The organism is Citrobacter freundii complex sp. CFNIH9, from assembly GCF_002903305.1.
Taxonomy (GTDB): Bacteria; Pseudomonadota; Gammaproteobacteria; order Enterobacterales; family Enterobacteriaceae; genus Citrobacter; species Citrobacter portucalensis.
Window position 1 is genome coordinate 4,611,046 of the sequence record NZ_CP026238.1, and the last position, 12,860, is coordinate 4,623,905.

Annotated in this window: 16 protein-coding genes; 9 read left to right on the forward strand and 7 right to left on the reverse strand. The window is 51.3% G+C overall.

Annotation, left to right across the window (positions count from 1 at the left end):
- The first annotated feature begins 51 nt into the window (after window positions 1-51).
- From frdA to frdD, 4 genes are read left to right on the forward strand one after another with little or no spacing between them, the layout of a single operon-like run.
- Window positions 52-1,842, forward strand: a complete 1,791-nt coding sequence (frdA, locus tag C2U43_RS23295) for a fumarate reductase (quinol) flavoprotein subunit (RefSeq protein ID WP_003830519.1) — start codon at window positions 52-54, stop codon at window positions 1,840-1,842.
- The gene (gene frdB, locus C2U43_RS23300; protein WP_003025540.1) at window positions 1,835-2,569 is read left to right on the forward strand and encodes a fumarate reductase iron-sulfur protein; all 735 of its coding nucleotides are present in this window, start codon (window positions 1,835-1,837) and stop codon (window positions 2,567-2,569) included. Before frdA ends, frdB begins: the two co-directional genes overlap by 8 nt.
- Before the next feature lie 10 nt (window positions 2,570-2,579).
- Window positions 2,580-2,975: a fumarate reductase subunit FrdC gene (frdC, locus tag C2U43_RS23305; RefSeq protein WP_003025537.1), complete on the forward strand. Its 396-nt coding sequence runs from the start codon at window positions 2,580-2,582 to the stop codon at window positions 2,973-2,975.
- Window positions 2,976-2,985: 10 nt separating this feature from the next.
- Window positions 2,986-3,342, forward strand: a complete 357-nt coding sequence (gene frdD / locus C2U43_RS23310) for a fumarate reductase subunit FrdD (RefSeq protein ID WP_003025535.1) — start codon at window positions 2,986-2,988, stop codon at window positions 3,340-3,342.
- 41 nt (window positions 3,343-3,383) lie between these two features.
- Here frdD and ampR read toward each other — a convergent pair whose 3' ends face one another.
- On the reverse strand, window positions 3,384-4,259 hold the full coding sequence (gene ampR / locus C2U43_RS23315) for a LysR family transcriptional regulator AmpR (RefSeq protein WP_032942161.1): 876 nt from the start codon (window positions 4,257-4,259) through the stop codon (window positions 3,384-3,386).
- Between the two features lie 131 nt (window positions 4,260-4,390).
- Here ampR and C2U43_RS23320 point away from each other — a divergent pair, with 131 nt between their 5' ends.
- Window positions 4,391-5,536, forward strand: a complete 1,146-nt coding sequence (locus C2U43_RS23320) for a class C beta-lactamase CMY-183 (RefSeq protein WP_048215094.1) — start codon at window positions 4,391-4,393, stop codon at window positions 5,534-5,536.
- Window positions 5,537-5,629: 93 nt separating this feature from the next.
- Window positions 5,630-6,163 (forward strand): lipocalin family protein, encoded by a 534-nt coding sequence (locus C2U43_RS23325; RefSeq protein ID WP_001221666.1) that lies wholly within the window; start codon window positions 5,630-5,632, stop codon window positions 6,161-6,163.
- Here C2U43_RS23325 and sugE read toward each other — a convergent pair.
- A complete protein-coding gene (gene sugE, locus C2U43_RS23330; RefSeq protein ID WP_000118520.1) occupies window positions 6,160-6,477 on the reverse strand; it encodes a quaternary ammonium compound efflux SMR transporter SugE in 318 nt (105 codons plus the stop codon). The two genes, C2U43_RS23325 and sugE, sit on opposite strands and share 4 nt — an antisense overlap.
- 256 nt (window positions 6,478-6,733) lie before the next feature.
- Here sugE and C2U43_RS23335 point away from each other — a divergent pair, with 256 nt between their 5' ends.
- Entirely contained in the window at window positions 6,734-7,333 is a 600-nt protein-coding gene (locus C2U43_RS23335) for a LuxR C-terminal-related transcriptional regulator (protein WP_048236298.1), read from the forward strand.
- A gap of 36 nt (window positions 7,334-7,369) precedes the next feature.
- Here C2U43_RS23335 and ecnB read toward each other — a convergent pair whose 3' ends face one another.
- From ecnB to efp, 3 genes are all read right to left on the reverse strand, one after another.
- Window positions 7,370-7,516, reverse strand: coding sequence for a lipoprotein toxin entericidin B (gene ecnB, locus C2U43_RS23340; RefSeq protein ID WP_003025482.1), 147 nt, complete (start codon window positions 7,514-7,516; stop codon window positions 7,370-7,372).
- Window positions 7,517-7,623: 107 nt separating this feature from the next.
- Entirely contained in the window at window positions 7,624-7,758 is a 135-nt protein-coding gene (gene ecnA, locus C2U43_RS23345; RefSeq protein ID WP_003830568.1) for a lipoprotein antitoxin entericidin A, read from the reverse strand.
- Between the two features lie 57 nt (window positions 7,759-7,815).
- On the reverse strand, window positions 7,816-8,382 hold the full coding sequence (efp, locus tag C2U43_RS23350) for an elongation factor P (RefSeq protein WP_003025478.1): 567 nt from the start codon (window positions 8,380-8,382) through the stop codon (window positions 7,816-7,818).
- A 41-nt stretch (window positions 8,383-8,423) separates the two neighbouring features.
- Here efp and epmB point away from each other — a divergent pair, with 41 nt between their 5' ends.
- On the forward strand, window positions 8,424-9,452 hold the full coding sequence (epmB, locus tag C2U43_RS23355; protein ID WP_008785989.1) for an EF-P beta-lysylation protein EpmB: 1,029 nt from the start codon (window positions 8,424-8,426) through the stop codon (window positions 9,450-9,452).
- Window positions 9,453-9,635: 183 nt separating this feature from the next.
- On the forward strand, window positions 9,636-10,499 hold the full coding sequence (yjeJ, locus tag C2U43_RS23360; protein ID WP_071446089.1) for a YjeJ family protein: 864 nt from the start codon (window positions 9,636-9,638) through the stop codon (window positions 10,497-10,499).
- 88 nt (window positions 10,500-10,587) lie between these two features.
- Here yjeJ and C2U43_RS23365 read toward each other — a convergent pair whose 3' ends face one another.
- Window positions 10,588-10,941, reverse strand: a complete 354-nt coding sequence (locus tag C2U43_RS23365; protein WP_103285859.1) for a DUF4156 domain-containing protein — start codon at window positions 10,939-10,941, stop codon at window positions 10,588-10,590.
- 252 nt (window positions 10,942-11,193) lie between these two features.
- The gene (gene groL / locus C2U43_RS23375; protein ID WP_003830576.1) at window positions 11,194-12,837 is read right to left on the reverse strand and encodes a chaperonin GroEL; all 1,644 of its coding nucleotides are present in this window, start codon (window positions 12,835-12,837) and stop codon (window positions 11,194-11,196) included.
- Window positions 12,838-12,860 lie beyond the last annotated feature (23 nt).

A 12,860-nucleotide genomic window follows, 5' to 3' on the forward strand; every position in this document is an offset into this window, starting at 1 on the left:
AAGCATCTGATTTCAGGCAGGGATGAAATAACAACAATCTGGAGGAATGTCGTGCAAACCTTTCAAGCCGATCTTGCCATTATAGGCGCCGGTGGCGCGGGATTACGTGCTGCAATTGCTGCCGCACAAGCAAATCCCAACGCTAAAATCGCACTGATCTCAAAAGTGTACCCAATGCGCAGCCATACCGTTGCTGCCGAAGGCGGCTCTGCTGCTGTCGCGCAGGATCATGACAGCTTTGACTACCATTTTCACGATACGGTAGCAGGCGGAGACTGGCTGTGTGAGCAGGATGTCGTGGATTACTTTGTCCACCACTGCCCAACTGAAATGACGCAACTGGAACAATGGGGCTGCCCATGGAGCCGTCGTGAAGACGGTAGCGTCAACGTACGTCGCTTCGGCGGCATGAAAATCGAGCGTACCTGGTTTGCCGCGGATAAGACCGGCTTCCACATGCTGCATACGCTGTTCCAAACATCTTTGCAGTTCCCGCAGATTCAGCGCTTTGACGAACACTTCGTTCTGGATATCCTGGTTGACGACGGTCATGCTCGCGGCCTGGTTGCCATGAACATGATGGAAGGCACGCTGGTGCAAATCCGTGCTAACGCTGTTGTTATGGCAACGGGCGGCGCAGGTCGTGTTTACCGTTACAACACCAACGGCGGCATCGTAACCGGCGACGGTATGGGCATGGCGCTGAGCCACGGCGTTCCGCTGCGTGATATGGAATTCGTTCAGTATCACCCAACAGGTCTGCCAGGCTCCGGTATCCTGATGACTGAAGGCTGCCGTGGTGAAGGCGGTATTCTGGTCAACAAAAACGGCTACCGTTATCTGCAAGACTACGGCATGGGTCCGGAAACCCCGCTGGGCGAGCCAAAAAACAAATACATGGAACTCGGTCCGCGCGACAAAGTTTCTCAGGCGTTCTGGCACGAATGGCGCAAAGGCAACACCATTTCCACTCCGCGTGGCGATGTGGTTCACCTCGACCTGCGTCACCTCGGCGAGAAAAAACTGCTCGAACGTTTACCGTTCATCTGCGAACTGGCGAAAGCTTACGTGGGTGTCGATCCGGTTAAAGAACCGATCCCGGTACGTCCGACCGCGCACTACACCATGGGCGGTATCGAAACCGATCAGCACTGTGAAACCCGCATTAAAGGTCTGTTCGCTGTAGGCGAATGTTCCTCTGTTGGTCTGCATGGCGCTAACCGTCTGGGCTCTAACTCCCTGGCAGAACTGGTGGTCTTCGGTCGTATGGCCGGTGAGCAGGCAGCAGAACGCGCTGCAACGGCTGGCGCTGCAAACAGTGCCGCTCTTGATGCACAGGTTGCTGGCGTTGAAAAACGTCTGAAAGATCTGGTTAACCAGGAAGGTAACGAAAACTGGTCTAAGATCCGTGACGAAATGGGCCTGTCTATGGAAGAAGGTTGCGGTATCTACCGTACGCCGGAACTCATGCAGAAAACCGTTGATAAGCTGGCGGAACTGCAGGAACGCTTCAAGCGCGTACGTATCACTGATACCTCCAGCGTCTTCAACACCGACCTGCTGTATACCATCGAACTGGGTCACGGTCTGAACGTTGCTGAATGTATGGCGCACTCTGCTCTGGCCCGTAAAGAATCCCGCGGCGCGCACCAGCGTCTGGATGAAGGCTGCACCGAGCGTGACGATGTGAACTTCCTCAAACACACCCTCGCCTTCCGCGATGCTGACGGCACGACTCGCCTGGAATATAGCGACGTGAAAATCACCACTCTGCCACCGGCTAAACGTGTTTACGGTGGCGAAGCGGAAGCAGCCGATAAGAAGGAGAAGGCGAATGGCTGAGATGAAAAACCTGAAAGTTGAGGTGGTGCGCTATAACCCGGAAACCGATACCGCGCCGCACAGTGCTTTCTACGAAGTTCCTTATGATGAAACCACGTCACTGCTGGATGCGCTGGGTTACATCAAGGATAACCTGGCACCGGACCTGAGCTACCGCTGGTCCTGCCGTATGGCGATCTGCGGCTCCTGCGGCATGATGGTCAACAATGTACCGAAACTGGCGTGCAAAACCTTCCTGCGTGATTACACCAACGGCATGAAGGTTGAAGCGCTGGGCAACTTCCCGATTGAGCGCGATCTGGTCGTCGACATGACGCACTTTATCGAAAGCCTGGAAGCGATCAAACCGTACATTATCGGTAACCCGCGTACACCGGATCAGGGTCCAAACACCCAGACTCCGGCGCAGATGGCGAAGTATCATCAGTTCTCCGGTTGCATCAACTGTGGTCTGTGCTATGCCGCGTGTCCGCAGTTCGGCCTGAACCCTGAGTTCATTGGACCGGCTGCGATTACGCTGGCGCATCGTTACAACGAAGATAGCCGCGACCACGGTAAGAAGGAGCGTATGGCTCAGTTGAACAGCCCGAACGGCGTCTGGACCTGTACTTTCGTGGGCTACTGCTCCGAAGTCTGCCCGAAACACGTCGATCCGGCTGCGGCCATTCAGCAGGGTAAAGTTGAAAGTTCAAAAGACTTTCTTATCGCTACCCTGAAACCACGCTAAGGAGTGCACGATGACGACTAAACGTAAAGCCTATGTGCGGCCAATGACGTCCACCTGGTGGAAAAAGCTGCCATTTTATCGTTTTTACATGCTGCGTGAAGGCACGGCAGTTCCGGCAGTCTGGTTCAGCATTGAACTGATTATCGGCCTGTTTGCACTCAAGCATGGTGCAGAGTCCTGGATGGGCTTTGTCGCCTTTTTGCAAAACCCGGTGGTGGTAATCCTTAACATTATCGCCCTGGCAGCAGCGCTGCTGCATACCAAAACCTGGTTTGAGCTGGCGCCAAAAGCAGCCAACATCATCGTAAAAGACGAAAAAATGGGGCCAGAGCCGATCATCAAAGGTCTCTGGGCAGTTACTGTGGTTGCGACAGTAGTCATACTGTTTGTTGCCCTGTTCTGGTAAGGAGTCCGGAATGATTAATCCAAATCCAAAACGCTCTGACGAACCCGTATTCTGGGGCCTGTTTGGTGCAGGCGGTATGTGGAGCGCAATCATTGCGCCGGTAATGATCCTGCTGGTAGGCATTATGCTGCCGCTGGGCTTTGTTCCTGATGCTTTCAGCTATGAACGCGTACTGGCATTCGCTCAGAGCTTCATCGGACGTGCGTTTCTGTTCCTGATGATCGTTCTGCCGCTGTGGTGTGGTTTACACCGTATGCACCACGCGATGCATGACCTGAAAATCCACGTGCCTGCTGGCAAATGGGTATTCTACGGACTGGCAGCAATCCTGACCGTTGTAACGGCTATTGGTATTCTGACCATCTAAGTACATGCGTTAATTATCAGGCCCGCCATTGGCGGGCCTTTTTATTTGTGCAGCATTCCTGTCAACCAACGGGAAAATTCACGCATCGCCGGTGTCTCCGGACGCGATTGCAAACGCGTTATCCAGTAACTTCCCAAATCAATCTGCGTTAAAAATGGTTGAACGATTCGTTCCCTACTGAGTAAATGCGTGAACATTCTGACTGGCGCAATTGCCACACCGATCCCCGCCTGCGCGGCTTCCAGCATGGTGACGGACGAATCAAACACCACCACGTTGTGCGTCGGTGACGGGGGCGCCTCTCCGGCGGCCTGCATCCAAAGCGTCCATTCATCCCGCCGATACGATCGTAATAACGGAAATTTCAGGATGTCCGCAGGCGTTTGAATCTGCGAAGCCAATGTTGGCGAACACAGTGGAGACATCAACGCGCTACATAAATATTGCGCGTCGGTATCATGCCAGGCTCCCCCTCCGTAGCGAATGGTATAATCCAGTCCTTCGGCAGCGGGATCCACGCGGTTATTATGGGTAGAAATATGCAAATCAATATGCGGGTAACTGCGCTTAAAATCGCCCAGTAGAGGAAACAGACACCCAACCGCAAAGGTCCCCACCACGCCAATTTTAAGTTTTTCCTGGGTCTGTTTGGTGGCAAAACGATCCAGCATCCCCGCCATACGATCGAAAGAGTCATTAAGTACAGGTAACAGACTTTCCCCTTCAGTCGTCAACATTAATCCACGAGAACCGCGCACAAAAAGCTGACAATTTAGCTGCTGCTCCAGCGATTTTACATGCTGGCTGATGGCAGAATGCGTCACGTTGAGCTCAATCGCAGCGCGGGTAAAACTGAGATGTCTGGCCGCAGCTTCAAAAGCCCGCAGCGAGTTAAGAGGGATATAGCTACGCGTCATCATCCGGCCTGTTAGAAAAACTTATATCTGCTGCTAAATTTAACCGTTTGTCAACACGGTGCAAATCAAACACACTGATTGCGTCTGACGGGCCCGGACACCCTTTTGCTTTTAATTACGGAACTGATTTCATGATGAAAAAATCGTTATGCTGCGCTCTGCTGCTGACAGCCCCTTTCTCCACGTTTGCCGCCGCCAAAACAGAACAACAGATTGCCGATATCGTTAATCGCACCATCACCCCGTTGATGCAGGAGCAGGCTATTCCGGGTATGGCCGTTGCCGTTATCTACCAGGGAAAACCCTATTATTTCACCTGGGGTAAAGCCGATATCACCAATAACCACCCAGTCACGCAGCAAACTCTGTTTGAGCTAGGGTCGGTCAGTAAGACGTTTAACGGCGTGTTGGGCGGCGATGCTATCGCCCGTGGCGAAATTAAGCTCAGCGATCCGGTCACGAAATACTGGCCAGAACTGACAGGCAAACAGTGGCAGGGTATCAGCCTGCTGCACTTAGCCACCTACACGGCAGGCGGCCTGCCGCTGCAGATCCCCGATGACGTTACGGATAAAGCCGCATTACTGCGTTTTTATCAAAACTGGCAGCCGCAATGGGCCCCGGGCGCTAAGCGTCTTTACGCTAACTCCAGCATTGGTCTGTTTGGCGCGCTGGCGGTGAAACCCTCAGGAATGAGTTACGAAGAGGCAATGACCAGACGCGTCCTGCAACCATTAAAACTGGCGCATACCTGGATTACAGTTCCGCAGAACGAACAAAAAGATTATGCCTGGGGCTATCGCGAAGGGAAGGCTGTACACGTTTCTCCGGGACAACTTGACGCCGAAGCCTATGGCGTGAAATCCAGCGTTATTGATATGGCCCGCTGGGTTCAGGTCAACATGGACGCCAGCCGCGTTCAGGAGAAAACGCTCCAGCAGGGCATTGCGCTTGCGCAGTCTCGCTACTGGCGTATTGGCGATATGTACCAGGGATTAGGCTGGGAGATGCTGAACTGGCCGCTGAAAGCTGATTCAATCATCAACGGTAGCGACAGCAAAGTGGCATTGGCAGCGCTTCCCGCCGTTGAGGTAAACCCGCCTGCCCCCGCTGTGAAAGCCTCATGGGTGCATAAAACGGGATCCACTGGAGGATTTGGCAGCTACGTAGCCTTCGTTCCAGAAAAAAACCTTGGCATCGTGATGCTGGCAAACAAAAGCTATCCTAACCCTGTCCGTGTCGAGGCGGCCTGGCGCATTCTTGAAAAGCTGCAATAACTAACGATGAGGCCCAGGATATTGGGCCTCCTTTCTTTCTCTTTTTTTCCTGTTGTCATCTACACTTAACAAAAATACAGCAAGGAAAATCCCATGCGCATTTTGCCCGTCGTTGCTGCAGTTACGGCTGCATTCCTGGTTGTCGCGTGTAGCTCCCCGACACCGCCGAAAGGCGTTACCGTGGTAAATAACTTTGATGCCAAACGCTATCTGGGAACCTGGTATGAAATTGCGCGCTTCGACCATCGTTTCGAGCGCGGATTGGATAAAGTGACCGCAACATACAGCTTGCGCGACGACGGCGGCATCAACGTTATTAACAAGGGCTATAACCCTGACAGGGAGATGTGGCAGAAAACGGAAGGGAAAGCCTATTTCACCGGCGACCCAAGCAGAGCCGCGCTTAAGGTTTCTTTTTTCGGCCCCTTCTATGGCGGGTATAACGTAATTGCACTCGACCGGGAATATCGTCACGCGCTGGTTTGTGGCCCGGATCGCGACTACCTGTGGATCCTTTCACGGACCCCTACTATTTCAGATGAAATGAAACAGCAAATGTTAGCCATCGCGACCCGGGAAGGGTTTGAAGTGAATAAACTGATTTGGGTGAAACAGCCTGGCGCTTAGTGAGTGCTCAGCTTCAGACCAATAATACCAGCAACGATCAGCCCAAGGCTCAGCAAACGTGCCGGGCTGGCAGACTCACCCAGCAGTAAAATCCCTGTAATGGCCGCCCCAACAGCGCCAATACCGGTCCAGACCGCATAAGCTGTTCCAACAGGCAACGTGCGCATTGCCCAGGAGAGCATGGCGATACTGACGATCATCGCCGCAATAGTGATAATGCTTGGCGTAAGACGCGTAAAACCGTGGGTGTATTTCAGGCCAATCGCCCATACGACTTCGAGCAAACCTGCAATTAATAAAACGATCCAGGACATATCAGGCTCCAGAACTATGGGGCCGTCCCCGGTGAATGAAGCGTTTGCAGGTCGTCCTGCAAAGCTGATGTGTGAAATGGCATTTTTGCCCGGAAGAAAATGAGTTTCAACCTTTTTATTCACTGCCTGCTAAAAGCAAGAATTAAGCATAATTAGCGGCGTAGTTCCCGCATTTGGCACTCATCGGAGTTCTCTATGATGAAGGGCTTTCTGAAACCAGAAAGTCGATTGCCCCTCTTCTGAATGCGAAACGTTTATGCTTAAAATTTTAGTGATTGACCGGTGCCACTTTACCCGCACAGGGATAGAGGCCTTGCTTAATCATTCTGGCAGGTTCAGCTCCTCATTTCTGGTATCAGGAATCAATAATCTCCTGTTAGCAAAAGAGCATATTTTGCAATGGAAACCGCATCTGGTGATCGCGGATTTATACAGTTTTATTAGCGAGACGCACTCCAGTCCGCCAATTAAACCTTTTTTTATGAGTTGTGGCGTCATCCCACTGATTTTACTGCAATCAGCAGACAGACAGCATGCCCCCATCGTGCCCTCTCAATCCGTAGCCCATTCGGTCTTGACCAAGCACACCACGCTGAACACACTCTCCCACACAATTCAGGAAGCGCTTCAGGTTCGCCCCGCATTAGAAATAGCCAAAAACGCCACGCCTTTGCTTACGCCGCAAGAGGAGAAAGTATTATCAATGTGGATGGATGGTGTGAGTAACAATGCCATTGCCGCCGCGCTCAGCATTCATGGCAAAACGGTCTACACCTATAAGCGGAATATCCGTATGAAACTGCACCTGGGGAACCGCTTCTCGCCGTTCCTGTCACTCCCAAGGAAGGGTGATTAACGGTACGACACGACGTCGTACCGTTCTTCATTATTGCTATTGCTGAGCTTTTGTCGCTGCACCAGAGATTGCGCTACCGCCTTCAGAGATATCCTGTCCTACGCCTCGTGTGGTATTACACGCGGTTAAAACGGAAGAAAGTACCAACACAGAAAAGATCGCAGCAATTGTCTTCTTAACCATAACGTCTTCCTTTTCTAGCCAATATTGTTTGTGTATAGCTACTTAATAATAGACAAGATCAGGGAGTGTGATGGATAAACAACCGTTTTTAAGACTATATGAAAGGATTAGCTGGCGGCGTGTGAAATTGAGTTGCCAAGATGTTTGATGTCTTCACCGAAGCCGCGTGCGGTATTGCATCCTGTCAGAAGGGTGCTGGTGAAAAGGAGTAGCATTACAAGACCGAGAAGACGTTTCATCATTCCTGCCCTGGAAAAAGTATGGCGCAGCAACCTGCGCCATAAGATCAAATGGAAGACTTATTTTACGCGAGAAACGTATTCGCCGGAGCGGGTATCCACTTTGATCACTTCGCCGATCTGTACGAACAGCGGAACTTTAACGACTGCGCCGGTAGACAGGGTAGCCGGTTTGCCGCCAGTACCAGCGGTATCGCCTTTCAGACCTGGGTCGGTTTCAACAACTTCCAGCTCAACGAAGTTCGGCGGAGTTACGGAGATCGGCTGACCGTTCCACAGGGTCACGATGCATTCAGCCTGGTCCAGCAGCCATTTAGCGTTATCGCCTACCGCTTTCTCGTCTGCAGCCAGCTGTTCGAAAGTGGTGTTATTCATAAAGTGCCAGAACTCACCGTCGCTATACAGGAAGGTCAGGTTCATGTCGGCTACGTCTGCGCCTTCAGCGGAGTCAGTAGACTTGAAGGTTTTCTCTACGCGAGTACCGGTCAGCAGGCGACGCAGCTTAACGCGCGCAAACGCCTGGCCTTTACCTGGTTTAACGAATTCGCTGGCTTCAACCGCATAAGGTTCGCCGTCCAACATGATTTTAAGACCAGCACGAAAATCGTTGCTATAGTACGTTGCCATAAGGCCCTCTGAAAATTGTTAACTGGTAGCTAAGCCACAAAATGGCGCATATTGTAACCCTAAATACCCCATCCAGAGAAGATTGGTTATCGCAACTTGCCGATGTTGTGACCGATCCCGATGAACTTCTGCATCTTTTGAACATAGATGCAGATGAAAAACTGTTGGCCGGACGCGACGCGAGACGGCTTTTCGCCCTGCGCGTGCCGCGTGCGTTTATTGCCCGCATGGAGAAAGGCAACCCGGACGATCCGCTTTTACGTCAGGTACTGACTGCCCAGGAAGAGTTTGTGGCCGCGCCAGGCTACTCAACCGACCCACTGGAAGAACAGCACAGCGTGGTTCCCGGTCTGCTGCATAAATATCGCAATCGGGCACTGCTGCTGGTTAAAGGCGGTTGCGCGGTAAATTGTCGCTATTGCTTCCGCCGGCATTTCCCATACGCCGAAAATCAGGGCAATAAGCGCAACTGGCAGGTCGCCATCGACTACATTAACGCGCACCCTGAGCTGGATGAAATCATCTTCTCTGGTGGCGATCCGTTAATGGCCAAGGACCACGAACTGGACTGGTTGCTCACGCAACTGGAAGCTATCCCGCACATTAAGCGTCTGCGTATTCACAGCCGTTTGCCGATAGTGATCCCGGCGCGCATTACAGAAGGACTGGTCGAGCGTTTTGCGCACTCCTCCTTGCAAATTCTGCTGGTCAATCACATTAACCATGCCAATGAAATTGATGAGACGTTTCGCCAGGCGATGAGCAGTCTGCGCGCCGCGGGCGTTACGTTACTCAACCAGAGCGTATTGCTGCGAGGCGTGAACGATAACGCACAAACCCTGGCTAACCTTAGCAACGCACTGTTTGATGCCGGTGTAATGCCCTATTACCTGCACGTGCTGGATAAAGTGCAGGGTGCCGCACACTTTATGGTCAGCGACGATGAAGCGCGTCGCATTATGCGTGAGCTTCTGACGCTAGTTTCCGGCTATATGGTCCCCAAACTAGCGCGTGAAATTGGTGGAGAGCCAAGTAAAACACCGCTGGATCTGCAGTTACGTCAACAATAGCTATTACTGAGTGTCCGATTCCGGACACTCACCACGATTACTTATTATTTAAATCCCCACAAGTGGAGCCTCGCTTTTAATCTGTGCTATTTTAATTAGCGCAGTTCAATTATTCATTCGTAAATTTTATCAATAGTTTCAAATACAGAATATTAATAAATATATGGTTAGGGAGAACCTTTTATGGCTATAAGTATTAAGGGCGTTAATACTGGCATTATTCGCCAAAAGAATGAATTTGTTGCCATGGCATTAAAAATAAAAGAACCAAGAAACAAGGAATCACTCTTTTTTCTCTCTCCACTTGGACTTAGAGACCTGCTTATCGCGCTGGAGAGCCGGCTGTACGCCATTTCACAGCTAAACACAGACGAGCGTATGCAATATGAAAAGACATGTGATAAAGCCAGCAAAAAAATGCACGAAAATATTCCGTCAATTCAGGAAGATGAACTAAAAAATGCGGATATTAACCGTCGCATAAATTCGCTGATGTTAGTGGATGACAAAGGCGAGAATTTAACATTTTCTCTGACGTTACATGACGGACAAACATGCGAATTACTGGTTAATGAATTACAGATTCAGGTGTTGGCGCATGCAATTATTCACGCAATAAATAATGCTGGCATGAGAGAGCTCGCGCTACGAATAACATCGCTGCTGGATTTCCTGCCGCTGTACGATGTTGATTGTCAGCAAAACGACAATCTGGAATACGACTCTTATACACAACCCGAATGGAAACATAACCTGTTTAATCATTATCTGGCGATTATTTACCGCTATACAGACAATAAAGGAAAAGCCCAGTTCTGTGGTTCGGTAGTGAAAACTCGCGCCCTTTCCGGTAGCAAAGAAGCCGAAGCCATTACTCGCCGTCTTCTCGACTTCAGCCCGCGGCTGAAAAAACTTGCCGGTGTACCGTGCCAGGTGTTTGTCAGAACGTTGACGGGTGATAAGACGCAAAAGCTCAATCAGGATCAGTGCCTGCGCGCATTGCATCATTTACGCGTTCAGTCTGCGCATAAGACTCAGAATGCCTGATGGCGTTGCGCTTATCAGGCCTACGATCATTCGTACCGTAGGCCGGATAAGACGCTTTAGCGTCGCCATCCGGCATCAGCAGCAGTTCTCAATTAGGGCACTTATAAACCTGTCCAATCATCTCACTGGCGGTAGGAACAAAGCTGGACAGCATTCCCTGCGATGGGCTGCTGACGCCATAAATCACGTTACCGCCCATTGCCGCAGCCTGATTACGCAGATCGTTTGCTGCGCCACGCATTGAGCCGCCCTCTTCGCCGTGCTGGCCTGAAAGCCAGTTGCTTTGCTTACCGGTTGCGGTGCCTATCAGTTGGCACTCTGCGCCAGGCTTGTCTTCAACAAAACGTACGCTTTGCCCGGCAGAATTCAGTTCGTTGCTGGAGCTACAACCCGCCATCAGTAGCGCGGCACCAACGATCCCTGCTAAATATTTCACGTGCATGTCATTCCCCATAATCAATTAGTTGGACGTTATGTCCGTAGCTGAATCATATACTAAAAAGATGACCAAAAGAAAAACCCCCAGACATTTCTGTCCGAGGGTTTCTCATTTTTCGCGAGATGCGTATTTAATCAAATAATTCAAGTTGCAGGCAGGCGGCAAGTTCATGAATCCCCAGGAGCTTACATGAGTAAGTGACTGGGGTGAACGAACGCGGCCAACGAACCTGCGGCTTGAAGTATGAAGATTAAATTACATCATGCCGCCCATTCCACCCATGCCACCCATACCGGCAGCACCTAAGTCAGGCGCATCGCCTTTCGGCAGGTCGGTAACCATGCACTCGGTGGTGATCATCAGACCTGCAACAGAAGCCGCGTACTGCAGAGCAGAACGAGTTACTTTGGTTGGATCCAGGATACCCATGTCGATCATGTTGCCGTATTCTTCAGTTGCAGCGTTGTAACCGTAGTTACCGTCACCAGCTTTCACGGTGTTAGCCACTACAGACGGCTCTTCGCCGCAGTTCAGTACGATTTGACGCAGTGGGGATTCCATTGCGCGCAGCGCAACTTTGATACCTACGTTCTGGTCTTCGTTCTGACCTTTCAGGCCGGCAATTTTAGACGCTACGCGAATCAGCGCAACACCACCACCAGCAACCACGCCTTCTTCTACCGCAGCACGGGTAGCGTGCAGGGCATCTTCAACGCGGGCTTTCTTCTCTTTCATTTCAACTTCAGTCGCAGCACCAACTTTGATAACCGCAACGCCGCCTGCCAGTTTCGCTACGCGCTCCTGCAGTTTTTCACGGTCATAGTCGGAAGTTGCTTCTTCGATCTGCTGACGAATCTGAGTCACGCGCCCCTGGATTGCAGCTTCGTCGCCCACGCCATCGATGATGGTGGTAGTGTCTTTGTTGATAACAACGCGTTTCGCCTGACCCAGATCTTCCAGAGTTGCTTTTTCCAGCTCCATACCGATCTCTTCAGAGATAACGGTACCACCGGTCAGGGTAGCGATATCCTGCAGCATTGCTTTACGACGATCGCCGAAGCCAGGTGCTTTAACCGCAGCGACTTTCACGATACCGCGCATGGTGTTAACAACCAGAGTTGCCAGCGCTTCGCCTTCAACATCTTCAGCGATGATCAGCAGCGGTTTGCCTGCTTTCGCTACAGCTTCCAGAACCGGCAGCATTTCGCGGATGTTGGAGATTTTCTTGTCAGCCAGCAGGATGAACGGGCTTTCCAGTTCTACTGCGCCAGTTTCCGGCTTGTTGATGAAGTAAGGAGACAGGTAGCCACGGTCGAACTGCATACCTTCAACCACGTCCAGTTCGTCCTGCAGACCGGTACCGTCTTCAACGGTGATCACGCCTTCTTTACCGACTTTGTCCATCGCTTCAGCGATCAGTTTACCTACGGTTTCGTCGGAGTTAGCGGAGATGGTACCAACCTGAGCAATAGCTTTAGAGTCGGAGCACGGTACGGACAGTGCTTTCAGTTCTTCAACTGCAGCAGCGACAGCTTTGTCGATACCACGTTTCAGATCCATCGGGTTCATGCCCGCAGCAACGGCCTTCAGACCTTCAGTGATGATGGACTGAGCCAGTACGGTTGCGGTGGTGGTACCGTCACCTGCAGCGTCGTTCGCTTTAGAGGCAACTTCTTTCACCATCTGCGCACCCATGTTTTCGAACTTGTCTTCCAGTTCGATTTCACGTGCTACGGAAACACCATCTTTAGTGATGGTCGGTGCACCGAAAGATTTATCCAGAACTACGTTACGGCCTTTTGGACCGAGGGTAACTTTCACTGCATCTGCCAGTACGTTTACGCCGCGCAGCATTTTCACACGAGCGTCGTTACCGAATTTTACGTCTTTAGCTGCCATTTTCTCTTTCCCTTAAATTCGTA

Excerpts from the sequence above, each read along its gene's own strand:
- C2U43_RS23335 (WP_048236298.1), top strand. The coding sequence starts at position 6,734 with ATGCTTAAAATTTTAGTGATTGACCGGTGCCACTTTACCCGCACAGGG.
- efp (WP_003025478.1), bottom strand. The coding sequence starts at position 8,382 with ATGGCAACGTACTATAGCAACGATTTTCGTGCTGGTCTTAAAATCATG.
- frdD (WP_003025535.1), top strand. The coding sequence starts at position 2,986 with ATGATTAATCCAAATCCAAAACGCTCTGACGAACCCGTATTCTGGGGC.
- epmB (WP_008785989.1), top strand. The coding sequence starts at position 8,424 with ATGGCGCATATTGTAACCCTAAATACCCCATCCAGAGAAGATTGGTTA.
- groL (WP_003830576.1), bottom strand. The coding sequence starts at position 12,837 with ATGGCAGCTAAAGACGTAAAATTCGGTAACGACGCTCGTGTGAAAATG.
- frdB (WP_003025540.1), top strand. The coding sequence starts at position 1,835 with ATGGCTGAGATGAAAAACCTGAAAGTTGAGGTGGTGCGCTATAACCCG.
- ecnA (WP_003830568.1), bottom strand. The coding sequence starts at position 7,758 with ATGATGAAACGTCTTCTCGGTCTTGTAATGCTACTCCTTTTCACCAGC.
- C2U43_RS23365 (WP_103285859.1), bottom strand. The coding sequence starts at position 10,941 with ATGCACGTGAAATATTTAGCAGGGATCGTTGGTGCCGCGCTACTGATG.
- frdC (WP_003025537.1), top strand. The coding sequence starts at position 2,580 with ATGACGACTAAACGTAAAGCCTATGTGCGGCCAATGACGTCCACCTGG.
- C2U43_RS23320 (WP_048215094.1), top strand. The coding sequence starts at position 4,391 with ATGATGAAAAAATCGTTATGCTGCGCTCTGCTGCTGACAGCCCCTTTC.
- yjeJ (WP_071446089.1), top strand. The coding sequence starts at position 9,636 with ATGGCTATAAGTATTAAGGGCGTTAATACTGGCATTATTCGCCAAAAG.
- C2U43_RS23325 (WP_001221666.1), top strand. The coding sequence starts at position 5,630 with ATGCGCATTTTGCCCGTCGTTGCTGCAGTTACGGCTGCATTCCTGGTT.
- sugE (WP_000118520.1), bottom strand. The coding sequence starts at position 6,477 with ATGTCCTGGATCGTTTTATTAATTGCAGGTTTGCTCGAAGTCGTATGG.
- ampR (WP_032942161.1), bottom strand. The coding sequence starts at position 4,259 with ATGACGCGTAGCTATATCCCTCTTAACTCGCTGCGGGCTTTTGAAGCT.
- ecnB (WP_003025482.1), bottom strand. The coding sequence starts at position 7,516 with ATGGTTAAGAAGACAATTGCTGCGATCTTTTCTGTGTTGGTACTTTCT.